The sequence below is a fragment of the Thermogemmatispora sp. genome (assembly GCF_019683755.1).
Taxonomy (GTDB): domain Bacteria; phylum Chloroflexota; class Ktedonobacteria; order Ktedonobacterales; family Ktedonobacteraceae; genus Thermogemmatispora.
Map to the genome: position 1 here is coordinate 1 of NZ_JADGHT010000002.1, position 20,991 is coordinate 20,991.

Genomic DNA, 20,991 nt, shown 5'->3' on the forward strand with positions numbered 1-20,991 from the left:
GGGGGCAACCCAGTTCTTCGGCTTCTACCATCTGGGTGCCAAAGAGCACCTGTCAAAGTACTTCAATTTCCGAGCACTACGCAAAGGCCCAATGGGCCTGATTGATGTTGTCGTTGGGCTGTTGGAGATTATCTCCGAAGCTGCGCGTATCATTTCCTTCTCCTTCCGTCTCTTTGGCAATATCTTCGCTGGTAGCCTTGTGCTGGCCGCGTTTGCCTTTATCCTGCCATTCGTTGCCGCGATCATCTTTATTCCCTTTGAGATCTTTGTCGCGGTAATGCAGGCCTTGATCTTCTCCCTGTTAACCCTGGTCTTTATGGAGATCGGCACCACCAGCCACGAGGCTCATGAAGAGCACCTTGTCGAAGAGGAGCAGAAGGTACTACAAGGGGAGAAGGCCGCCGCGTAGTGCCTGCACCTCGCCGTCTGCGAGCCTCCTCAGCCGCCTGGCCTGGCCGGGGAGGTTCTCTTGTGAACGCGCCCGCCCGATTACTCTGAGTGCCGCGGGTTCACTCTGGCGCGGGTGCAGAACAGGCAGAGCGAGGAGGCGCCGCTTGTCTGGCCGAGCGCGGCAGCAAGGCAGGCGCCCTTGGATTGCTTGCTACCGTTCAATTCATACGTACTTTACCTGCCCGCTTGACATCAACAAACAAACAGGAACGAACCAACGAAGCTTTGTCCTTAAAGGAGGATATTCAGCTATGTCGCAGTTAGCTGTCGCATTGGCTATCGGTCTGGGGGCCATTGGCCCGGGTCTGGGTATTGGTATCGCTGCCGGTCAGGCGGCCTCGGCCATCGGGCGCAATCCCGAGGCGGAGCCGCAGATCCGTATCAATATGATCCTGGGTCTGGTCTTCGCCGAGGCCATTGCCATTTACGCCCTGGTTATCGCCATCCTGCTCCAGTTCGTGAAGTAAGGCAGCAGGGACAGGTGAGGACGAGCCGAGCACGCACACCCCTGCTCGGCGCCGGGTCTGTGCTTCGGCCAGTGAGAAGCAGTTGCGACCAGGTCTCGTTGCACATCGCTGGCGCCCGGCGCCGTTCATGGTGCCTGGCGGGCAGCTCGTCCCGCCTGCCGGAGTACATCCAGTGAGCCTGATGATGCGGGTACGTCCAATGCGTAGCGCGCGTATCAACAGCGTGACATCAGCTCTTTCCGAGAGCTATGATATTCGACAGGATCTTTCTGATCAGTCTCTCCGCTGGCTTACCCGCATTGAGGGCGCGAACCGAACGCCTTGAAGAAAGAAGGAGGGGGTCGGCGTGACTTTGATTCTCGCAGCGAGTCCGCTGGAGGGCCTGGGTATCAATACCTTTGCTTTCCTCTCGCAGCTCGTTAGCTTCATCATCGTGCTGATTCTTCTGCGCAAGTGGGCTTTGCCCATTGTTCAGCGCATGCTTGATAGACGCGCCGCCATTATCCGCGAGGGCATCGAGAACGCCGAGCGAGCGCGGGAGGAGTTGAAGAATGCCACCGCCCGCGCAGAGCAGCTGCTGGCCGAAGCGCGTCGCGAGGCCCAGGAGGTCATCGCTAACGCCCAGCGCGCCGCTGAGCGCGAGGCCCGCCGCATCGAGGAGGAGGCTCTGGCGCGCGCTCGCCAGATTGAGCAGCAGCAAATTGAGCATATCCGCCAGGAGGCCGCCCGCGCCCGCGCCGACCTGGGCCGCCTAGTGGTAAATCTCTCTATCGCTGCTGCCAGTAAGGTGATCAGTAAGTCCGTCGATAGCAGTGATAACCGCCGCCTGGTTGAAGAGTTCGTCAACGCCAGCCAGGCTACGAAGGGACAGTAATGCTTAAGGGAGCGATCGCACGCCGCTACGCTGAAGCTATCTTCAATATCGCGCGTCAGCAGCAGACGGTTGATCGCACTCTCGATGAGGTGCGTTCAATCGCAGAGCTGTTTGCCCAGCGCAAGATGGCCTATCTGCTGAGCGAGCCAAAAATTCCACTCGCGCGCAAGGAGCAGGCGCTGCGTCAGGCGCTTGCGTCGCGGGTTCTGCCGACGTCGCTCAACCTCGCATTGCTGGTGGTTCAGCGTAATCTGGTCGAGCTGATGCCGAATATCGCGCGCGAACTTGAGCAGCTCGTACTGCAGTATAAGAACCAGGCCATCGCTGAGGTGATCACGGCGGCACCTCTCGACGAGGCCGCGCTTCAGCGCGTGAAGCAAGCGCTAGAGCGAAGAACAGGGAAAGAGATTATCCTGCAGACAAAGGTTGACCCGGAGATTCTGGGAGGCATCATCGCCCGCGTTGGCGATGAGGTCATTGATGCCAGCGTTCAGCATCGGCTGGCAACGCTCCAGCAGCGCTTGCTGCAAGAGACTGCCGCCCATAGCGCTGAGCTGTTGGCTTCGCTGGAGCTTCCCGCTGAATTGGCGACGGTCAACGATCCGCCTGTCCAGGACCGCGCTGAGCCGACGCGCACTCAATAAGGGCTGCGCCTGTTCTCGTCTGGCGCGCTGGAGATCTGCTGTGCGGCACGCCAGCGCTCGCTATATATATCCTGGCGGCCAGATCTCTGATCTCCACTACCATCTTTTATCGGTTTGCTTATTCGTTTACTTCTCATTGGCTAGCTAGCTAACTTTTGTACGTACTGTAGCGCTTTGCCCATCGCTCTCTCTCGCCCGTGACGGGCCGGCTGCCCTGTCTATTGGCTTTGTCTTGATTGTCTGTCTAGTTGTCGCCTGTCTTGTTGGCGGGGGTCGACACAGCAGGCTTACTGTCAGGCTAGTCTCTGCACACCTGTTCGCTGGACCCTGTATGGATGACGTGCGGTGTGCATCTAGCTGTTCTTGTTTCGGCTGGCCTCTATGGCGAGGGGAGATTACCTGAGGAGGAAAGACGATGGCATCGTGGGCAGATGAAATTAGTGCCATCATCGAACGCAATATCGTTGGCTTCGATCAAAGCCAGCCTGCCACGGCCAGCGTTGGGACTGTGATCGCTGTCCAGGACGGCATCGCCCGCGTCTATGGCTTGCAGGATGTGAAATATCTGGAGTTGGTGGATTTCCCCCGTACCGGGCTGAAGGGGATGGCCTTTAACCTGGAGGAGGAAACTGTCGGTATCATTATCCTCGGTGACTATACGCAGCTCCGCGAGGATGATGAGGTGCGCACGACCGGTCAGGTGATTTCGGTCCCTGTCGGTGATGCCTTGATCGGGCGCGTGGTCAATGCGCTCGGAGAGCCGATCGATAATAAGGGGCCAATCATTACTAATAAGCGGCGTCCGATTGAGCGCGTCGCTCCGGGTGTGATTACGCGCCGCTCGGTGAATACGCCGGTCCAGACCGGTATTAAGGCCATCGACGCGATGATCCCCATCGGGCGCGGCCAGCGCGAGCTGATCATTGGCGACCGCCAGACCGGTAAGACGGCCATCGCCATCGATACGATCATTAATCAGAAGGGGAAAGATCTGATTTGTATCTATGTGGCCATCGGCCAGAAGAATTCTTCGGTGGCGCGCACGATTGCGACATTGGAGAAGTATGGGGCGATGGAGCATACGATTGTGGTGGTGGCCGGTGCCTCGGAGCCGGCTCCGATGAAGTATATCGCTCCTTACGCCGGCTGTGCGATGGGCGAGGAGTTCATGGAGTCTGGCCGCGATGCTCTTATCGTCTACGACGATTTGACGAAGCATGCTGAGGCTTACCGTAACATTTCGCTGATTATCCGCCGCCCGCCAGGCCGCGAAGCGTATCCCGGCGATGTCTTCTACCTGCATTCGCGCTTGCTGGAGCGCGCTGCTCGCCTGAATGATGACTACGGTGGCGGCTCGCTGACCGCTCTGCCGATCATTGAGACGAAGGCCAACGACATTTCGGCCTATATTCCGACCAACGTCATTTCGATCACTGACGGTCAGATCTTCCTGGAAACAGACCTCTTTAATGCCGGTATCCGCCCGGCCATTAACGTTGGTATCTCTGTCTCTCGCGTAGGCAGCAGTGCCCAGACGCGCGCAATGCGCCAGGTGGCTGGCTCGTTGCGCCTGGATCTGGCCCAGTTCCGCGAGTTGGCCGCTTTCGCGCAGTTTGCTTCCGACCTCGATAAGGCGACGCGCGCTCGCATCGAGCGTGGTCAACGTCTGACGGAGATCCTCAAGCAGAAGCAGTATCAGCCGCTTGAGGTGGAGAAGCAGGTGATGATTATCTATGCTGCTACACAGGGCTATCTGGATGATGTGCCTCTGGAGCTGATCCAGGAGTGGGAGGCAGCTTTCCACCGTTACATGGAGGCCAACCATCCTGAGATCGGTCAGGAGATCATTGAGAAGTCGGTGAAGCAGCGCAATAATATGTCCGAGGACCTGCTGGCACGCCTGCGGGCCGCTATTGAGGAGTTCAAGAAGACCGCCGCGCCGCAGCCGCAGAAGGCTCAGGCTGCTGCCAGCTAGCCAGGAGGCGGAGAGAGCTATGCCATCAACTCGCGAGATTCGGCGACGCATCCGGACGGTGAAGAATATTGCGCAGATTACACGCACCTTCCAGATGATCGCCAGCAGCCGTATGCGGCGGGCCCAGGAGCGCGTGCGGCGGGCACGTCCTTATGCGGAGCAGATTCGAGAGCTGGTCTCGCGCCTGGCAACGGTGGCCGGCGAGGATCTGGGCAATGAGGTTGCTTTGCTGCGCAGTCGCCCGGTGAAGCGCATTGGCATTATTGTGATCTCGCCCAATCGTGGCTTCTGCGGTGCGCTGCCAAGCAATATTAACCGTAAGGCGGCCTCGACGGCTCTGGAAGTCCAGGAGGAGATCCTGCGGGCCGAGGGCCAGCGCCCCGGGGTCTCCTTCGTGGCTATTGGTCGCAAGGGTCGCGATTTCATTGTGCGGACACAGCAGCACCTGCTGGCGGAGTTCACGCAGTTGAGTGATAACCCGTCGATGAACGATGCGTCGGCGGTGGCTCAGGTGGCGATGGACGCTTTTCTGTCCGGCGAGGTAGATGTCGTCTACCTGGTCTATGCTCGCTTTGTCAGTACGACTTCGCAGCAGCCGGTCGCGATCCAGTTGCTGCCAGTGCAGCCGCCTCAGAGCGAGGGCAGTAGTGAGCGTCAGCGTATTGACTATATCTATGAGCCGGACCCGCGGGCGATCTTCGAGGCCCTGCTGCCGCGCTATGTAGATATTCAGGTCTATCTGGCGCTCCTCGAGGCGCGGGCTAGCGAGGAGTCGGCGCGCATGGTGGCCATGAAGAATGCCACCGATAATGCGAATGAGCTAGTCGATGACCTGACGTTGGCCTACAATAAGGCGCGCCAGGCCAGCATTACGACGCAGATTCTGGAGGTGGTGGCCGGCGCGGGCGAGCTGTAGCCCCAGGGCTGCAGCATAGGAGAGCTGGCGCCTGGCCCTCCCTCGCAAATGTGGCGCAGTTCTCCGCAGGATAAGCCGCCAGCCATTGCCACAAGTGGCCACAGCCACACACGGCTCTCAAGAAAGAGAAAGAAAAGAAACAGACGCTGAACGGAAGCTGGATGGTGTAGTCTTCCCTGCCTTGCTCAGAGTGACAGAAGGAAGAAAGGGCGAGGACAGCGGCTGCATCCGTTGTCAGGGCTTCCGCAGGAGGCGAAGAGATACATGACGACAAAGACACTTGCCAAGGGGAGGGTTGTCCAAGTGCTCGGGGCGGTGGTTGATGTGGAGTTTCCCCCCGAGCAGCTGCCTCCTATCTATAATGAGCTTGTGGTCCGTCCCGCCGGCTCCGATCAGGAGCTGTCGCTGGAGGTGGAACAGCACCTGGGCAATAACTGGGTGCGCTGTGTAGCTATGGGGCCGACCGACGGCCTGCAGCGCGGTCTGGAGGTCATTGACCGCGGTCAGCCCATTTCTGTCCCCGTTGGTCCGAAGACCTTGGGGCGCATCTTCAATGTGCTTGGTCAGCCTATTGACAATAAGCCACCGGTGACCGATGCGCCTCGCCTGCCGATCCATCGTCCCCCTCCGAGCCTGGAGGAGCAGGCCAAGGAGGTGCAGGTCTTTGAGACCGGCTTGAAAGTGATTGACCTGATCTGCCCCTTCATGCGCGGTGGTAAGGTCGGCGCCTTCGGTGGCGCGGGGGTGGGCAAGACAGTGATTATTCAGGAGCTGATCAATAACGTGGCCAAGGCCCACGGCGGTTATAGCGTCTTCGCCGGCGTCGGCGAACGCACCCGCGAGGGGAATGATCTCTACCATGAGATGCAGGAAGCCGGCGTGATCGACCGCCTGACGATGGTCTTCGGTCAGATGAATGAGCCGCCTGGGGCACGCCTGCGTGTGGCCCTGACCGGCCTGACGATCGCGGAGTATTTCCGCGATGAGGAGGGTAAGGATGTGCTGCTCTTCATCGATAATATCTTCCGCTTCACGCAGGCTGGTTCTGAGGTGTCGGCTCTGCTCGGTCGTATGCCTTCGGCGGTGGGCTATCAGCCGAACCTGGCGGAGGAAATGGGCGAGCTGCAGGAGCGCATCACTTCGACGACACGCGGTTCGATCACGTCGATGCAGGCGGTCTATGTGCCAGCCGACGACTATACCGATCCGGCGCCAGCGACGACCTTCGCGCATCTGGACTCGACGATCGTGCTTGATCGCTCTATCTTTGAGCAGGCCATCTTCCCAGCGGTTGATCCGCTGGCCTCGACGAGCCGCGTGCTTGATCCTCAGTTCGTCGGCCAGGAGCATTACGATACGGCGCGTGGCGTCCAGCGCGTGCTGCAGCGCTATAAGGATCTGCAGGATATTATCGCCATCATGGGTGTTGACGAGCTGTCCGAGGAGGACAAGCTGATCGTCTCGCGGGCACGCAAGATCCAGCGCTTCTGCTCGCAGCCGATGTTTGTGGCTGAGGTCTTTACAGGTCGCCCTGGCAAGTATGTGCCGTTGAAGGAGACCGTACGCGGCTTCAAGGGCATCCTTGAAGGGAAGTACGATCATATCCGCGAGGAGCATTTCTACATGGCGGGTACGATCGACGAGGTAATCGAGCGTCACGAGCGCGAGCAGAGGTCACTCTGATATGGCAGGCAAATTACATGTCGAGGTGGTGACTGCTGAGCGGGCGCTCTACAGTGGCGAGGCGGACCAGGTCAATGCTCCCGGGACGGAGGGTCGCCTGGGTATTCTGCCACGCCACGCGCCGCTGCTGGCTGTGCTGGCCCCGGGTGAGCTGCTGATCCGGTTGGGGGAAGCAGAAGAGCCGATCTTCGTCTCAGGCGGTTTCCTGGAGGTCTTCGAAGATCAGGTTACGGTGCTGGCTGATGCCGCCGAGCACGCGGAGGAGATCGACGAGGCCCGCGCTCAGGAGGCCCGGCGGCGGGCGCTGGAGCGTCTGGCAGAGGCGCAGACGGATGCCGAGCGCGCCGAGTTGCAGGCTGCTCTAGAGCGTGCGGTGAGCCGTTTGCGCGTCGCCGAGCTGGCTCGTCGTCGCCATACGCGGCGCATTCGCCAGAGCTTTGGCGAGGAGGAGTAGCCGCAAGCGGTACGCTGCATCTCTTTTGAAATACTGAGACAGGCAATTCCGAGCGCAGTCGAGACTGTACGAGGGAGAGCGCCCTTAAACAAACCAGCGCTCTCCCTCGTTTTCTCCTCTTCCGCGCTCTGCTGTGCTTCAGAGCGGGGAATGTTAGGATCATCTAGGAATGTTAGCCAGCATCTGGGCAGGCTGGCAGCAGCTTAGCTTTAGAAGCTGCCTCCATCGCCCCCACCGAAGTCTCCACCGCCAAAGTCGCCACCACCACCGCCGCCAAAATCGCCGCCGGCACCACCGCCAAAGTCGCCGCCGCCAAAGTCAGGACCGCCACCTCCTCCAGGGTCACCGGCGAAGCCGGCTTCATGCTGGCGGGCTTCTTCTTCTCCGGCCATCTTGCCTAGCTCATAGCCGATCAGACCGCCGCCAAGAGCACCCAGGCCACCAGCCGCCCAGGGATTCATGCCACCCCCCTGATTGGGCGGGTAGTAGTTAGGTGGATAGCCTCCCTGATATGGGCCTTGATAGGGATAGCCCGGATAGCTTCCCGCTGGGGGAACTTCATACGGCTCAGAGGGTGCAGGCCTATTCCAGCCCCAACCCCAGCCCTGGCCCGAACGCCGGCGTACAACCGCGAAAACAATGCCGCCGATGATGAGCACGAGCAGGCCAATACAGCAGAGTGTACCCAAACCACCCGATAGGAAACCACCTGTTCCAGAGCTTGCCGGTGAGCCCCCTTCATTGCTGCGTGCAGCGGCCAACGAGCTTTCTAGTGAACGAATGGCCGCTAGCGTTGCGCCGGTGTAGTCGCCGTTGTTGTAATTATCTTTGAAGGCGTTGTAGGCATCCTCGGCGGCGCTATGAGAGAGCGGCACCTGCGAGCCGGACTTGATGTACATCCAGTGATGGACGGTGTCAATGGCGATGACGATGAGGCGCGAGTTGGTGACATGGCTCTGTGTACGCGCCTCAAAGTCTGCCTGGCTACCGCTGAAGGAGTTGGTTGTATAGATAGCGAGAGGGTAAGGTAGCTTTGCCCCTTCGCTCTGGACGCGAGCTTTATCCAGGACGCCAGCCCCATCGCTAATGGTTACGCTCTCGGCCAAGACAGTAGTACCTGTCAGCAGGAGCAGTAGACCGGTAAGCAGGAGCGCCAGCAGCGGGCGCAGCCAGCTAAGCCCGAGAAGGCGAGCGCGCTGGACAGCCCCCTCTCTCGACAGCTCAGCCTCTGGTCCACCTAATGGTACTTGTATGAGACTCATGAATGCGTTCCCCTCCTCTTTTTGCCCTATCATGCCGCACATTGTTGCTCCTTGCCACGCTATTTATACGGATTATGTAGCGTCAGGGTTGACAGAGTCGCCCGGTAGCAAGCAAAAAGGAGCGCTCCTATCTCTCAGGAGCTCCCACGCCAGACCTGCGCCACATCCAGTACGCCCCCTGCTTGCCTGCCAGGCTGTTGGTTAGCATCGTCTCATGGTTGACCAGCAACAAGAGAATAAGAAGATAAAATCTAGTCTTTATAGGTACAACAGCTTTACAAGAAGCAGCGATAATTTTTGGCCAGGAGGATAAACTTGGCACTCAGTGCACGATGCTGAAGATGATTCTTGCGCAGTTTTCTCCCTCGAGCACACGGAAAGGAGAGCGTTTCTCGCTATGAGAATGAACGAGTGGAACGCTCTCCTTTCCAAGGCGATCGGATGCTAACGGTGTGCTGGGAAGAATGTGCAAGTATGGGAGGCTAGCAGATGCGTGGAAGTGGATCACCGACTAGCATATCGAGGACGCGCATGCCACCGATCTCAGTGCGCAGAAAGACAAGGCCCGGCGGCTCCGCCTGAACACTGCCGATCATGGCCGCCTCGCGTCCCAGTGGATGCGCGCGCATGACTGCCAGTGCTTCTTCCGCTGCCTCAGATGCCACCACAGCTAACAGCTTGCCTTCGTTGGCAATGGTCAGCGGGTCAAGCCCCAGGATCTCGCAGGCGCCGCGCACTCCGGGATGCACCGGGATCGCCTGTTCATCCAGACCAATGGCGACCTCTGAGGCCAGGGCCATTTCATTGAGGGCGGTGGCCACGCCCCCCCGGGTGGGATCTTTGAGACAGTGCAGACGCTCGCCGACGCTCTCTAACAAGGCCGCTACCAGCGTATGCAGTGGCGCCGTATCGCTCTGAACATCGGTTTCGATGTCTAGCGCCTCGCGCGCCAACATGATGGCAATGCCGTGGTCGCCAGCACTGCCGCTGAGGAGGACAATATCGCCAGGCTGCAGACAGGTTTGCCCCAGCGGCCAGCGTGCGCGTCGCAGACCTACTCCAGCCGTGTTGATGAAGACTCCGTCGCCTTTGCCGCGCTGGACGACCTTGGTGTCGCCAGTGACAATGGCTACCCCCGCATCATTGGCCGCCTGCTGCATGGAGGCCACAATGCGACGTAGATCAGCGATGGGGAAGCCTTCCTCTAGAATAAAGCTCGCCGACAGATAGAGCGGCTGGGCTCCGGCCATCGCCAGATCGTTGATGGTGCCGTGCACGGCCAGCTTGCCAATGTCGCCGCCGGCGAAGAAGAGCGGACTGACGACATAGCTATCAGTGGTAAAGGCCAGTTGTAGGTTGCTCCCATCGAGCGAGAAGACCGCCGCATCGTCGAGCGCATCAAGCAAGGGATTCGAGAAGGTTGGGGCGAAGACGCCCTCAATCAGGTTATGGGTAGCCTTGCCACCGCTACCGTGACTGAGTGTGATGCGCTCATCGCGTAAATAGAACTTATGCCGGCGCGCCTGTCGGACGCGCTCGATTTTCTGCAGGACAGCGTCCAGTCGCGCCGCCTCCTGCTCAGAACTGGGCTTGACCTCCATTTGAATCCACCTTCCTTCCTTGTTCCGCCTGACTTCTCTTTTGCCGGTTGCCCTCAGCGGCTCATTCAAGGACAAAGCTTTGACGACCGATCGACTGACGACGAGGGAATTGGGGATCTCACTCGTGGCTGCTTAGGGCGTCTGCGAGAGGCTACGCAGGTGGTCACGCTCGGCAGCCATCGAGAAGCGACCATAATTGTAGTAGGCTGCGCAGGCGCCTTCGGGCGAAACCATACAGGTCCCAATGGGTGTTTCGGGAGTACAGGCAGTACCAAAGACTTTGCACTCCCAGGGCTTGATGACGCCTTTAAGCACCTCGCCGCACTGGCAAGCTTTGGGATCAGCCACGCGTAGACCCGGTACCTCGTAGCGTAACTCGGCATCCCAGTCGGCAAACTCGGACCGTAGCTTGAGGGCGCTATGGGTGATGAAGCCCAGGCCGCGCCATTCAAAGAAGGGTCGCAGTTCCATTGTGCGGGCCATTGCTTCGAGAGCGCGCACGTTGCCCTCGGGACGCACCACGCGCGTGTACTGGTTCTCGACCTCCGCTCTCCCCTCGCTGATCTGTTTGACCAGCATGTAAACGGCCTGGATGATGTCGAGCGGCTCGAAGCCTGCAATAACCACCGGCTTGTGATGATCACGGGCGATGAAGGTATAGGGACGCATGCCGATGACCATGCTGACATGGCCAGGACCAATGAAGCCGTCCAGGCGCAGATCGGGCGAGTCGAGAATGGCTTTGATGGCAGGGATAATGGTCACATGATTGCAGAAGACGGAGAAATTCTTGATGCCTTCCGCTTTGGCCCGCAAGAGGGTCACCGCTGTCGAGGGAGCCGTGGTCTCAAAGCCGATGGCGAAAAAGACCACCTGGCGCTCGGGATGCTGGCGTGCCAGCTTGAGGGCGTCCAGCGGCGAGTAGACGAAACGTACATCGGCTCCATCGGCCTTGGCGTCGAGGAGACTGCCTTTCGAACCGGGCACGCGCATCATATCGCCAAAGGTGGTGAAGATGACACCATCAGTACGGGCAATGGCAATGGCGTCGTCGATGCGTCCCATCGGCAGTACACAGACAGGGCAGCCTGGCCCATGCACTAGATCGATGCTGCGCGGTAGTACATCCTCGATGCCATGTTTATAGATGGTATGAGTATGACCGCCACAGACCTCCATGAATTTCAGTGGGCGCCCATCGCTGAGGCGAGCGATCTCGGCGGCGATGCGTTTGGCCAATTCAGGATCACGATATTCATCGACGAATTTCATCGCTGTTAGCTCTCACTTTCTCTGCGGCTAAATGGGCCTGCACCAGCTCGAGGAGAGCATGGTAGACGGTGGCCTGTGCCTCCTGAATGCGCGGGATATGATCGCCCGGCGAAATGATGCAGAAGTCCACTGCCGGCGAGCGTCTGGCTTTGCCGCCATCGTAGCCAGCCAGAGCCACGGTGAGTAAGCCCTGTTTTTTGGCCTGCTCGAAGGCGCGCAAGACATTGAGTGAGTTGCCACTGGTGGAGATGCCCACGGCAATGTCTCCCGGGTGCCCGAAGGCGATGATCTGACGCGTAAAGATATTCTCAAAGCCGACGTCATTGCCTATTGCGGTGACGACAGCGATGTCATTGGCGAGGGCAATAGCCGGCAAGGGGCGCCAGTGGGCAACGGGAGGATGGAGCAGATCGGTGACGAGGTCTTGGGCGTCGGTCGTGCTGCCGCCGTTGCCGAAGGCTAGCAGGGTCGCCCCAGCAGCAAAGGCGCGCGCCATCGCCGCGGCTGCCGCCAGCAGCGTTTCACGCGCGGTGGCCAGGGTAGCCCGGCGCAGGGCGATCACATCACGGCACTTCTCCAGGGTAGAATGTTGGACCTGGTTGAGGACCTCGTCAAGGCTGACCCTTCCTCCTGCAAACAGATAGGGATAAAACAGGCGATCGTACTCCGACCCCTGGGTGTCAGTGTCATTGGCCTCGTTATTGGCACGGTCAGTCATGGCTCGCTCGCTTCCTGTGTCATGCTAGCTGCTCTGCTGCCTATCGCGTACGCCTACGCGCTCTTCAGGAGCGCCACAGAACGCAACAGGAACGGGCCAGCGTTGGATAGGGCCAGGCTCTTCTCACTCAGGCAGACCCCGGTGGCTCCTGGCCAGCTTGTCAACGTCAAGGCGCTCCAGTGCGACGCCGCCATGCATGAGTAGGCGATCACCGGGCCGGACCGTGCCTAGCAAGGTGATGTCAACCATGGCCTCGCCCAGTCCAAGGCTGACGCAGGCCATGCCAGCCTCTTCATCGACGCTAAGCACAGTGACCGCAATCGCTTCATCGGCACAGGTAGGACAGTGCCCCTCGGGATCAGGCTGACAGAGCGGTCGCTGCGCTGTCAGCGGTGTCCGCTGCTTCTGTTCAGATTCCGCCATCATTGCAGTAAGCCCTCGTGTTCGAAAAAGACGTGCACTAGCTCCCACAGCACATGATACAGGGTTTCATGAATCTCTTGCACAATGAAGGGGTCATCGCTGGCTACCACAAAGCGATAGTCTACAGTCTCAGTAGTGATTAGCCCTCCATCGCCGCCGAGCATGGCCAGGGTGAGCAGTCCCATACGGCGCGCCTGCTCCAGGGCGGCCTGAACATTGGCACAGCGTCCGTCTGGCGAGAACCCCAGGGCAATATCTGATGGGCGCGCCAGCACACGTAGCTGCTCGCTAAAGGGCATCTCAGGCCGTCCGCCCGCCATCAGGCCGCTGAGGGTCGCGCTGTCGTTGGTGAGCGCCAGCGCTGGCAAGGCGCGCTTGCCCACAATGACCGGATGGACGAACTCCACCGAGACATGTTGCGCGTCGGTGGCCCAGGCCCCATTGCCAAAGGCCAACAGGCGCCCGCCCTGATGGAAGCGGCGGGCCATCGCCCAACAGGCTTCGGCTATGCGCGGCGCCTCGTGCTCAAAGAAGGTCGCTGGCAGGCTTGTACTGAGCGCAAAGCGCTGCTCCAGTATTGCCCGCAGCGGTGCCTGCTCATCGGCTGTCATGCTGCGATTCCCTCTCTCTGCTCATGCTCACTCAATCTGACTGGAGTGTAACAGTTTCAACTCATCGGTGTAGACGTCGCCCATCATCTGGAGCGCCTTGAGGGTTTCCCTCGCTTCGGCTTCATCAATTTTGCTCATGGCAAAGCCGACGTGGATAAGCACCCAGTCACCGGGGGCAATGCCTTCGGAGCGCACCAGGGCGACACTGACGTTGCGCTTGACGCCCGAGACGTCAACGCGCGCAATCGAATTGGCGTCGTCGACAATTTCAAGCACTTGACCAGGAATTCCCAGACACATCGGACTGGCTCCTCTTCTTGTGGTATTGTGGCAATCAGTACAGCACGCTACTCAGCCGCCTAAGCCGATTCGCCCGGCTGAGGACCTCAGTCAAAGGTAGTCGGCGCCATCTAGGCTTACCGCTCAGGCGCGGCGCCCTTCTCCGGCTGCCAGGCGGGCAGCGGCGACGGCCAGTTGTCCCAGACTCAGGCCGCCATCGTTGGGAGGCACACGGCGATTGAGATAGACTGCGAAGCCGCTGGCCTGCAGCTCGCTGACAAGGTCTTCGAGCAGGAGACGGTTCTGAAAGGCGCCGCCGCTGAGAGCCACCTGAGCAAGACCAGTGCGCTCCCTGATTTGTTGACAGAGGTCGGAGAATATGGCTACTAGCGAGCGATGGAAGCGCCGGGCAATGCGCGCTAGCTCATAGCCACGCTGAAGATCCTCGACCAGAGCGGCAAGCAAGGGGGCTACATCAATCTGAAGCGGTCCCTGCGGCGGGCGCAGGATGACATAGGGATAAGACGGCTGTTCGTCAGGTGGAACGCTGCTGGCGAGCATTTCCAGTTCGATGGCAGCCTGGCCCTCGTAAAGCACCTCGTCTCGCAGGCCCAGGATTGCCGCCACGGCGTCGAAGAGGCGTCCGAGGCTGGAGGTGGGCAGCGAGTTGAGGCCTCGGGCAATCATCTGCGCCAGGATGCGCCAGGTGCTGCGGTCGAGACGCCGCGCGAAGGGAATGTCCAGAGTCAGGAAGCGCTCGCCATAGGTACGCGCCAGATAGACAGCGGCCATGCGCCACGGCTGGCGGACGGCCTGCTCTCCTCCTGGCAGCGGCACATAGGCCAGATGAGCCAGACGCTCAAAGCCATAGAGATCAGCAAGCAGAACCTCGCAGCCCCAGATGGCTCCGTCGGGACCATAGCCTGTGCCGTCGGCGGCAATGCCGATCACCGGCCCATTCAGACCGTGCTCGGCCAGCACGCTGGCAATGTGGGCATGATGATGCTGAACGCCGATGCGTGGCTCCAGGCCACTGTCCAGCGCATAGCGGGTCGCCAGATAGTCGGGATGGAGATCGTAGGCCACGGCCTCGGGCACGATGTCAAAGAGGCGCTGGAAATGCTGGATGCCTTCGCGGAAGGAGGCCAGGGTCTCCAGGTTCTCCAGGTCGCCGATGTGGTGCCCTAGGAAGGCTTGCCGCCCCTTACCCAGACAGAAGGTGTTTTTGAGATGGCCGCCGCAGGCGAGCACGGGACGGGGCAGCTCAAAGGCGAGGGGGATCGGCTCAGGGACGTAGCCCCGCGAGCGCCGGAAGAGTTGCTCACCGCCAGCAACCAGACGCGTGACCGAGTCGTCGCAGCGCATGTGGATGAGGCGATTGTGGGTGAGCATGCCGTCCGCAATGGCTGCCAGACGCCGGCGAGCCTCGTCATCACGGTAGGCAATCGGTTCGTCGCTGATGTTACCGCTGGTCATGACCAGTACCGGCAGGCGCCCAGGGGCTATGGCTTGGGCGAAGGCCTGCAGCAGCAGGTGATGAAGCGGGGTGTAGGGAAGCATCAGCCCAAGTGTGCGATAGCCCGGGGCCACAGCAGGCGCTACGGGAGAGTTGGGCCGCTGCTCGAGCAGGACAATGGGACGACGCGGCGACTGCAGGAGGGCCGCCTCAGCTTCGCTGATATAGCAGAGGCGCTGCGCCGTCTCCAGGTCGGGAACCATGAGGGCAAACGGTTTGGCTTCGCGATGCTTGCGCCTCCGCAGCCGCTGGACAGCCTCGGCATTCAGGGCATCACAGGCCAGATGGTAGCCTCCCAGCCCTTTGATGGCGAGAATTGCGCCGCGCGCGAGCAAGCGGGCTACCTGCTCGATCAGCGTGGCTTCCTCGCCTATCTCACCGTTGCTCCTGGCTGCTAGCTCCAGAGCGTGCAGCTCCTCATCCCAGAGTTCCAGCGCGATCTGTGGCCCACATTGCGGGCAGGCATTGGGCTGGGCATGAAAACGTCGATTGGCTGGGTCTTCGTACTCGGCACGACAGGCCGGGCACATGCTGAAGACGCGCATCGTCGTCTGTTCACGATCGTAAGGAATATCCTGAATAATAGTGAAGCGCGGCCCGCAATTCGTACAGTTGATGAAGGGATAGCGATAGCGTCGATCTGCCGGATCAAATAGCTCACGCAGGCAAGCGGTGCAGGTGGCCATGTCAGGTGAGATCAAGGCAGCGCGCTCGTTCTCCTCCCGGCTCTCTGTGATCACAAAGGCCGTCTCCTGGCGCAGCGGAAGTGTTTCGACTGTCACACGCTCGATGCGCGCCAGCGGCGGTGCTTCCATCTGCAGGCGCGCGCGGAATTGGGTCAGCGCCTCCTCCGGCCCTTCGATCTCGATAGTCACCCCGCGGCTATCATTGAATACAAAGCCAGCCAGATGGAGACGTTGGGCCAGGCCGTAGACAAAAGGACGAAAGCCAACGCCCTGCACAAGGCCTTTCACGGTGAGACGCTGCCGCTGCCGTGCCGTCATAGTGGCTGGCGCTCCTCCTGGCACACCCTCGCTCATGATCCTGCGCCTCCCATTATGTATGGGGTCTCACGGGCGGTGGTCACGGAGCGCTTGCTGGTAAAGGCCAGCAGCCAATCACACCAGGCGTCCAATCCCTCGCCACTGCGGCAGCTCAGCGCGAAGATCTGCAGCCCTGGGTTGACGGCCAGCGCCTGAGTGCACACCCGCTCGGGATCGTAATCCACATAAGGCAAGAGATCCATCTTGTTGAGTACCAGCACCTGGGCAGCGGCGAAGATCTGCGGATACTTAGCCGGCTTCTCATCACCCTCGGTCGTGGAGACCACGACCGCCCGCAGGTCCTCGCCCAGGTCCCAGGCCGCTGGGCAGACCAGATTGCCGATGTTCTCGATGAAGAGCAGGTCTAGCCGCTGCAGATTAAGGGTCTCCAGGGCATCACGCACCATATGGGCCTCCAGGTGGCAGGCCCCACGCGTATTGATCTGCACCACCTGCGCTCCGGCGGCCTCGATGCGTTCGGCGTCCAGGCTGGTTTCAATGTCGCCTTCAATTACCCCTACAGCCAGTTGTCCGCGCAGGCGGGCAACGCTCCGTTCGAGCAGGGTGGTCTTACCCGCCCCTGGACCGCTCATCAGGTTGATGCAGCGCACTCCAGCCGCTGCCAGCCGTCGCCGCACATCTGCTGCAATCTCCTCATTGGCCGCCAGTATGTTTCTGGCAATGGTCACTCTGGGCATAAGTGCCGCTCCTCACACGGTGCTCTCCTACTCCTGGCTTCCCTGCTCGCCGTCAGCCCCGACCTCCATATCGAGGATCTGCAGCTCGGTGCCCGAGAGAATGCGCGTGGACCAGGTGCCGCAGGTGGGACAGCGCGCGACGAAGTCCATGACGGTAAAGGTACGGGCACACGGCTCACACCAGGCCCGATGCGGGGTGATTTCGATGGTCAACCGCGCTCCGGTAAGGGTAGGCGAGAGCGAAGCCAGCATCTCAAAGGCGAACTGAAGCGCGTCCACCAAAACCCCACTGGCTTCGCCCACACGCAGATGGACCGCGCGCACCCGCTCTACACCGCACTCTTCCGCCCGGGCTTCCACCGCTTCAATAATGCTCTGGGCAAGCGACAGCTCATGCATGACCGCATCTACTCCTTCATCTCAGCGCTCGCTTCGCCCAGAATGCTCCCTTTCGCCATCGTCCGAGCACCTGCTGACCTGCAGCTCCACACACGGTGGTGTACCCCTCTACATCGAGCGAATGCGCAAATATCGCTGAATATCAGGAAGCTGCTGCCTGAGTATGAGGACAAGCAGAGCCAGCACAACCACGCTCATAATCCATTTGACCATGATCAATACCTCCTTTCAGCTAGCTAGCTTTTCACCAGCATGGGCAGGCTTTGGTGTCAATTAGTAGGGGCTGTACCAGCATAGAGCTGGGCCACAATCGCATCGAGTAGCAGTAGGGCACGCTCGACCGCCGCCTGCACCGGCGGAGTCAGCCCAATCTGTAGCTCTTCTTCAACCGATTCTTCGTCAGGCGGCGTCGGTTCACAGCCCATCAGCAGGGTCGGAATGGCCGGCGCCCCAAGGGCTCGGGCATAAGCCAGCACGCGCACGGGATCAAGACTATGGGCCTCCAGTCCCAGCCTGCCAGCAGCCAGATCGGCCGCCTGGTCCTCCGGCGGCAATAGTGGCTTGAGCAGATAGAGTGTGCCCGGCCTGCCACCACGCGGCACCGCATCAATCATGATCAGCGCCTGGTAGTCATCAAGGAGGGCATAGGCTAGCTCCAGACCACGAATGCCGAAGTCAACCACCTTCACCCCCGGCGGATAGCGTCCGCGCGCTCTCTGAGCCACCACACAGCCGAAGCCGTCATCGCCGAGAAAGAGATTGCCGATGCCGGCCACCAGCAGCCGATGCAGCCCGCCGCGGGCCGCTTGTGCAAAAGCCTCCTCCAGCGCCTGTCGTAACTGCTGCTGCTCATTCCTATCCATACCCATTGCCCACCTCACTCCTCTGCAGCGAGCGGCTCCACTTCTTCTGGGAAAAAGAAGAAGCGGTGACCTGGCAGGATGCGCTCGTCCCATTGTTCTCTACCGGGGTCATCATCGAGGGTCACCACCAGGTAGAGGCGGTTCTCAAAATCCTGCTGGATGACTTCGACGCGCCCGGTGCGCCCGTCCAGCAGCAGATCAAAGGCATCGGCCAGGTGTTCCCGAGGCGCTCGCCCAGGGCAGAGGCGTACACGTGTACCTGCCCTTACCTGATGACCAGCGATCGTAATGGTCTCCGGCGGGCGGGAATCCTCCCCAGGAAAGACCCAGCCATCGTTAGCAGTCAGGCTCATGACCTGCCTCCTCCAGAGAGCGCAGTCCGCGAATGGCGCCGTGGAGCTGTCGCCACTGCTCCGGAGTCATATGCTCGATCTGCTCCAGCACAGCCTGTCCGCGAGCATCGCCACGGCGAATCTGCTCTTTCTCCTCGTCCGTCAGGGTCAAGATACGCAGGGCCAGCAACTCATCGATCTCAGTGCCGTCGAAGAGTGGAGCTGGACTTTCTGGGGCAATCTGTGGATAGTCGTAGAGGATGATTGGCGAGGAGAGCAGGCTATCACGCTGCCCCGGCTCGCCGACCAGAACCGGCCAGGTGCCGCGGTTCTGACAGGAGGCTGCGATCTGGCTCAACGCCTCGGGCGGCTCCATGAGGGAGACAAAGGCGCCTCCTTCTACCTGGAGGATAGTATGCGTCGAGACGCAGGCCGAGAGCAGCGCCTCCTGCGCGCGCAGAGTTTCCGGGGCTTCTACTGCGGTCGTGTTGACCACACTCACACGTAGCTTCCAGAGACCCTGATGTTGCGGTACCGCTTCGGCGGCCAGGCGGACCTCGCCGCTCAGTGTTCGCCCCTCGCGCACGATGCTTCCTGATCGGTCGCTCGCTCTTCCGACTGGCGTCTCCTCTATCAGGCGCCGTGCCGGAAAGGCGAAGGACAGGCGCTGTTCAGCCTGAAGCAGATCAGGCAGCGGCAACCCCATCACGCTCACGCTGCGTTCGATTCCTTCCTCCCACGTATGTTCTAAGGAACTTTGCACCCACAGCGGTGCTCTCTCTTGCGACTGGCCTGGCTCCTCTGCCCCCACGCTCTTCTCAACCTCTGCACGCCAACAGCGCATCAGATGAAGAAAGCGTACAGAGACGGCGAGGCGCGGATCAGCATCTGTCTCGGCCTCGAGCAGACATTCTGTCTGCATGCACCAGGGTTCCACCTCGCCACCCGCCTCACTGTAGGCCCGTGGATAGATGACCCCATAGGTCCAGCGCTGACGGTTCTTGAGCGCCGAGTGACGGTATGGATAGAGCAGATAGCCCTCATAGAGCACCGCTTCGGCAATAGCCTGGATCGCTTCCAGCTTCATCCTTCCCTCTCTTCCCGCTCTGCCACTTCTAGCAGGCGCAGCATGGTTTCATCCCAGGTCGGGAGTCCGTGGGCCAGTTTATAGGCAGCAAGTCGGTCGAGGATCTGGCGCTGCAGGCGAATCCAGGCGCTTCCGGGATAGAAGTGCGCGATCAGCTCTTGCCAGCAGCGCAGTGGCAGCGCAAAGGCCGCCTCCTTTGACCAGGGGACCGGAGCGACCTGGAGACGCCCGTTCTCGCTCTCGTAAAAGATCGTGCCGCTGAAGAGGAAGCGCAGCGGGATCACTCCCTCCTCGCCTTCCAGGGCAGCAAAATACTTGGTGCTGACCACCTCGAAATCGTAGGTGCAAGCGACCGGCAGATCAACCTCTATACGCCCGCTGAAAGCCGGCACGACTGTTCCGGCATGCGCCCAGAGCAGCGAGCGCAAGGTTTCGCCCCAGCGCTCTGGTTCGCCAAAGACCTCCAGCAGGCGCGCCTGAGCCGCAGGGCTGTAGCGCCGGCGCGCGGCCTCAATCTGGATCTGTGCCCGCAAGACAACGCTCTGGATCGCTTCCTCGGCCAGGCGATTGATGAGCTGCAGGCGAAAGAGTAGCATGGGAGCGGCGGCATAGGCTGGCACCTCCGCGCCTACTACGGCAAAATCAAGATCTGGCATAATGTTCCCCCTCCCCAAGGTCCGGCGCCCTTCTAGCCGCCACAATCTCAGCCCTCGCCTGCAGTTCACTGAAAAAGGTCCGCAGCGCCTGCTCCAGCTCCACGCCACCGCTCAGGCCGCGCCAGTTGGCCCGAATCAGGCCCGTCAAGCGATAGCAAATATCGATCGGCACCAGAAAAGTATCGCGCGCCCCGCCTATCCGGTTGATTAGCAGCGCCTCTACATCGGGCAGCAGCTCCTCCAGCAAGGGATAGCGCGCGACCAATCCCTGCCAGCCCTCGAGGCGCAGCAGCGACTCCGTTGCGCCCGCTGGCCCTGGATAGAAGGCCTGCATACGCCCCGCTGGAGTGCTGTAAAAGAGATAGACCAGGTTCACTGGCAAGCCCAGCGCCTCCCACTCGGGATCAGTCAGCACCAGATCAGGCAGCCAGCGAACACGCTCGGGGATCAGGCGATACTGTCCCTGACCTGGCTGGGCCGTGGCACGGAAGAGCAGCGCACAGGGATCACACACACAGAGCACCTGACGCCGTTCGGGGACAAAGAGATGACGATGGTCGGGGAGCAGCGGCGCCCGGCAAAGCTCACAGCGCTCCTGAGGGCGGCGCTGCGGCTGAACTTCGCGCTGTACGAAGCGCCGCAGCGCGCCCAAAGGGAGCGCCAGAGGGACCTGGCGAGTCTGCTGCTCACTCGCGCCGCCCGCCTCCTCACGCCAGGACAGCAGGCCAGGTCCCGACACCAACCCTTTGCCGCCCACACACCTCATCG

At 60.6% G+C, this 20,991-nt stretch carries 23 protein-coding genes; 8 read left to right on the forward strand and 15 right to left on the reverse strand.

All coding sequences use genetic code 11. The annotated features are described in order from the left end of the window. From IRZ24_RS00395 to IRZ24_RS00430, 8 genes are all read left to right on the forward strand, one after another. A partial coding sequence (locus IRZ24_RS00395; RefSeq protein WP_297159425.1) for a F0F1 ATP synthase subunit A occupies window positions 1–409 on the forward strand: 409 nt, incomplete at its 5' end. A 292-nt stretch (window positions 410–701) separates the two neighbouring features. Beyond that, window positions 702–917: an ATP synthase F0 subunit C gene (atpE, locus tag IRZ24_RS00400; RefSeq protein ID WP_052887544.1), complete on the forward strand. Its 216-nt coding sequence runs from the start codon at window positions 702–704 to the stop codon at window positions 915–917. A 346-nt stretch (window positions 918–1,263) separates the two neighbouring features. Beyond that, complete coding sequence (gene atpF, locus IRZ24_RS00405) at window positions 1,264–1,791, forward strand: F0F1 ATP synthase subunit B (protein WP_297159431.1); 528 nt, start codon at window positions 1,264–1,266, stop codon at window positions 1,789–1,791. Then, window positions 1,791–2,435, forward strand: coding sequence for an ATP synthase F1 subunit delta (atpH, locus tag IRZ24_RS00410; protein ID WP_297159434.1), 645 nt, complete (start codon window positions 1,791–1,793; stop codon window positions 2,433–2,435). Before atpF ends, atpH begins: the two co-directional genes overlap by 1 nt. A gap of 415 nt (window positions 2,436–2,850) precedes the next feature. Continuing rightward, on the forward strand, window positions 2,851–4,410 hold the full coding sequence (atpA, locus tag IRZ24_RS00415) for a F0F1 ATP synthase subunit alpha (RefSeq protein WP_297159437.1): 1,560 nt from the start codon (window positions 2,851–2,853) through the stop codon (window positions 4,408–4,410). Window positions 4,411–4,429: 19 nt separating this feature from the next. After that, entirely contained in the window at window positions 4,430–5,326 is an 897-nt protein-coding gene (atpG, locus tag IRZ24_RS00420) for an ATP synthase F1 subunit gamma (RefSeq protein WP_297159441.1), read from the forward strand. Between the two features lie 264 nt (window positions 5,327–5,590). After that, on the forward strand, window positions 5,591–7,009 hold the full coding sequence (gene atpD, locus IRZ24_RS00425) for a F0F1 ATP synthase subunit beta (RefSeq protein WP_297159444.1): 1,419 nt from the start codon (window positions 5,591–5,593) through the stop codon (window positions 7,007–7,009). Window position 7,010: 1 nt separating this feature from the next. Beyond that, window positions 7,011–7,463 carry a F0F1 ATP synthase subunit epsilon gene (locus IRZ24_RS00430; protein ID WP_297159447.1) on the forward strand — a complete coding sequence of 151 codons (453 nt, stop codon included), beginning with the start codon at window positions 7,011–7,013 and terminating at the stop codon, window positions 7,461–7,463. 209 nt (window positions 7,464–7,672) lie between these two features. On the opposite strand, the gene IRZ24_RS00435 is transcribed toward IRZ24_RS00430, so the two are convergent. The 15 genes from IRZ24_RS00435 to IRZ24_RS00505 all read right to left on the reverse strand — a co-directional run bounded on the left by IRZ24_RS00435 (window position 7,673) and on the right by IRZ24_RS00505 (window position 20,989). Beyond that, window positions 7,673–8,725 carry a hypothetical protein gene (locus IRZ24_RS00435; RefSeq protein ID WP_297159449.1) on the reverse strand — a complete coding sequence of 351 codons (1,053 nt, stop codon included), beginning with the start codon at window positions 8,723–8,725 and terminating at the stop codon, window positions 7,673–7,675. Between the two features lie 482 nt (window positions 8,726–9,207). Next, window positions 9,208–10,326, reverse strand: a complete 1,119-nt coding sequence (hypE, locus tag IRZ24_RS00440; RefSeq protein WP_297159453.1) for a hydrogenase expression/formation protein HypE — start codon at window positions 10,324–10,326, stop codon at window positions 9,208–9,210. Between the two features lie 132 nt (window positions 10,327–10,458). Then, entirely contained in the window at window positions 10,459–11,598 is a 1,140-nt protein-coding gene (gene hypD, locus IRZ24_RS00445; protein WP_297159456.1) for a hydrogenase formation protein HypD, read from the reverse strand. Next, window positions 11,582–12,316, reverse strand: a complete 735-nt coding sequence (locus IRZ24_RS00450; RefSeq protein ID WP_297159459.1) for an SIS domain-containing protein — start codon at window positions 12,314–12,316, stop codon at window positions 11,582–11,584. The genes hypD and IRZ24_RS00450 overlap by 17 nt, the downstream gene beginning before the upstream one ends. Window positions 12,317–12,439: 123 nt before the next feature. Beyond that, window positions 12,440–12,742: a HypC/HybG/HupF family hydrogenase formation chaperone gene (locus IRZ24_RS00455; RefSeq protein ID WP_297159462.1), complete on the reverse strand. Its 303-nt coding sequence runs from the start codon at window positions 12,740–12,742 to the stop codon at window positions 12,440–12,442. Next, window positions 12,739–13,350, reverse strand: a complete 612-nt coding sequence (locus IRZ24_RS00460; protein ID WP_297159464.1) for an SIS domain-containing protein — start codon at window positions 13,348–13,350, stop codon at window positions 12,739–12,741. Before IRZ24_RS00460 ends, IRZ24_RS00455 begins: the two co-directional genes overlap by 4 nt. Window positions 13,351–13,377: 27 nt before the next feature. Further along, the gene (locus IRZ24_RS00465; protein WP_297159467.1) at window positions 13,378–13,650 is read right to left on the reverse strand and encodes a HypC/HybG/HupF family hydrogenase formation chaperone; all 273 of its coding nucleotides are present in this window, start codon (window positions 13,648–13,650) and stop codon (window positions 13,378–13,380) included. A gap of 123 nt (window positions 13,651–13,773) precedes the next feature. Further along, complete coding sequence (gene hypF, locus IRZ24_RS00470) at window positions 13,774–16,149, reverse strand: carbamoyltransferase HypF (protein WP_297159470.1); 2,376 nt, start codon at window positions 16,147–16,149, stop codon at window positions 13,774–13,776. Between the two features lie 32 nt (window positions 16,150–16,181). Continuing rightward, window positions 16,182–16,886: a hydrogenase nickel incorporation protein HypB gene (gene hypB, locus IRZ24_RS00475; protein WP_297159473.1), complete on the reverse strand. Its 705-nt coding sequence runs from the start codon at window positions 16,884–16,886 to the stop codon at window positions 16,182–16,184. Window positions 16,887–16,913: 27 nt separating this feature from the next. Then, window positions 16,914–17,285: a hydrogenase maturation nickel metallochaperone HypA gene (gene hypA, locus IRZ24_RS00480; protein WP_297159476.1), complete on the reverse strand. Its 372-nt coding sequence runs from the start codon at window positions 17,283–17,285 to the stop codon at window positions 16,914–16,916. A gap of 269 nt (window positions 17,286–17,554) precedes the next feature. After that, a complete protein-coding gene (locus tag IRZ24_RS00485; protein WP_297159479.1) occupies window positions 17,555–18,154 on the reverse strand; it encodes a hydrogenase maturation protease in 600 nt (199 codons plus the stop codon). A gap of 8 nt (window positions 18,155–18,162) precedes the next feature. Further along, a complete protein-coding gene (locus tag IRZ24_RS00490; RefSeq protein ID WP_297159482.1) occupies window positions 18,163–18,501 on the reverse strand; it encodes a hypothetical protein in 339 nt (112 codons plus the stop codon). Further along, the gene (locus IRZ24_RS00495; RefSeq protein ID WP_297159485.1) at window positions 18,485–19,567 is read right to left on the reverse strand and encodes a hypothetical protein; all 1,083 of its coding nucleotides are present in this window, start codon (window positions 19,565–19,567) and stop codon (window positions 18,485–18,487) included. Before IRZ24_RS00495 ends, IRZ24_RS00490 begins: the two co-directional genes overlap by 17 nt. Continuing rightward, window positions 19,564–20,223: a DUF6084 family protein gene (locus IRZ24_RS00500; RefSeq protein ID WP_297159487.1), complete on the reverse strand. Its 660-nt coding sequence runs from the start codon at window positions 20,221–20,223 to the stop codon at window positions 19,564–19,566. Before IRZ24_RS00500 ends, IRZ24_RS00495 begins: the two co-directional genes overlap by 4 nt. Continuing rightward, window positions 20,210–20,989, reverse strand: a complete 780-nt coding sequence (locus IRZ24_RS00505) for a DUF5947 family protein (RefSeq protein WP_297159489.1) — start codon at window positions 20,987–20,989, stop codon at window positions 20,210–20,212. Before IRZ24_RS00505 ends, IRZ24_RS00500 begins: the two co-directional genes overlap by 14 nt. Window positions 20,990–20,991: the final 2 nt, after the last annotated feature.

Bases quoted from the DNA above. Each gene is read 5' to 3' on its own strand.
- IRZ24_RS00455 (WP_297159462.1), bottom strand. From the start codon at position 12,742: ATGATGGCGGAATCTGAACAGAAGCAGCGGACACCGCTGACAGCGCAG.
- IRZ24_RS00490 (WP_297159482.1), bottom strand. From the start codon at position 18,501: ATGAGCCTGACTGCTAACGATGGCTGGGTCTTTCCTGGGGAGGATTCC.
- IRZ24_RS00430 (WP_297159447.1), top strand. From the start codon at position 7,011: ATGGCAGGCAAATTACATGTCGAGGTGGTGACTGCTGAGCGGGCGCTC.
- hypF (WP_297159470.1), bottom strand. From the start codon at position 16,149: ATGACGGCACGGCAGCGGCAGCGTCTCACCGTGAAAGGCCTTGTGCAG.
- IRZ24_RS00465 (WP_297159467.1), bottom strand. From the start codon at position 13,650: ATGTGTCTGGGAATTCCTGGTCAAGTGCTTGAAATTGTCGACGACGCC.
- IRZ24_RS00505 (WP_297159489.1), bottom strand. From the start codon at position 20,989: ATGAGGTGTGTGGGCGGCAAAGGGTTGGTGTCGGGACCTGGCCTGCTG.
- IRZ24_RS00450 (WP_297159459.1), bottom strand. From the start codon at position 12,316: ATGACTGACCGTGCCAATAACGAGGCCAATGACACTGACACCCAGGGG.
- IRZ24_RS00460 (WP_297159464.1), bottom strand. From the start codon at position 13,350: ATGACAGCCGATGAGCAGGCACCGCTGCGGGCAATACTGGAGCAGCGC.
- IRZ24_RS00500 (WP_297159487.1), bottom strand. From the start codon at position 20,223: ATGCCAGATCTTGATTTTGCCGTAGTAGGCGCGGAGGTGCCAGCCTAT.
- IRZ24_RS00495 (WP_297159485.1), bottom strand. From the start codon at position 19,567: ATGAAGCTGGAAGCGATCCAGGCTATTGCCGAAGCGGTGCTCTATGAG.
- IRZ24_RS00435 (WP_297159449.1), bottom strand. From the start codon at position 8,725: ATGAGTCTCATACAAGTACCATTAGGTGGACCAGAGGCTGAGCTGTCG.
- atpD (WP_297159444.1), top strand. From the start codon at position 5,591: ATGACGACAAAGACACTTGCCAAGGGGAGGGTTGTCCAAGTGCTCGGG.
- atpG (WP_297159441.1), top strand. From the start codon at position 4,430: ATGCCATCAACTCGCGAGATTCGGCGACGCATCCGGACGGTGAAGAAT.
- hypA (WP_297159476.1), bottom strand. From the start codon at position 17,285: ATGCATGAGCTGTCGCTTGCCCAGAGCATTATTGAAGCGGTGGAAGCC.
- hypE (WP_297159453.1), bottom strand. From the start codon at position 10,326: ATGGAGGTCAAGCCCAGTTCTGAGCAGGAGGCGGCGCGACTGGACGCT.
- hypD (WP_297159456.1), bottom strand. From the start codon at position 11,598: ATGAAATTCGTCGATGAATATCGTGATCCTGAATTGGCCAAACGCATC.
- atpA (WP_297159437.1), top strand. From the start codon at position 2,851: ATGGCATCGTGGGCAGATGAAATTAGTGCCATCATCGAACGCAATATC.
- atpE (WP_052887544.1), top strand. From the start codon at position 702: ATGTCGCAGTTAGCTGTCGCATTGGCTATCGGTCTGGGGGCCATTGGC.
- hypB (WP_297159473.1), bottom strand. From the start codon at position 16,886: ATGCCCAGAGTGACCATTGCCAGAAACATACTGGCGGCCAATGAGGAG.
- atpH (WP_297159434.1), top strand. From the start codon at position 1,791: ATGCTTAAGGGAGCGATCGCACGCCGCTACGCTGAAGCTATCTTCAAT.
- IRZ24_RS00485 (WP_297159479.1), bottom strand. From the start codon at position 18,154: ATGGGTATGGATAGGAATGAGCAGCAGCAGTTACGACAGGCGCTGGAG.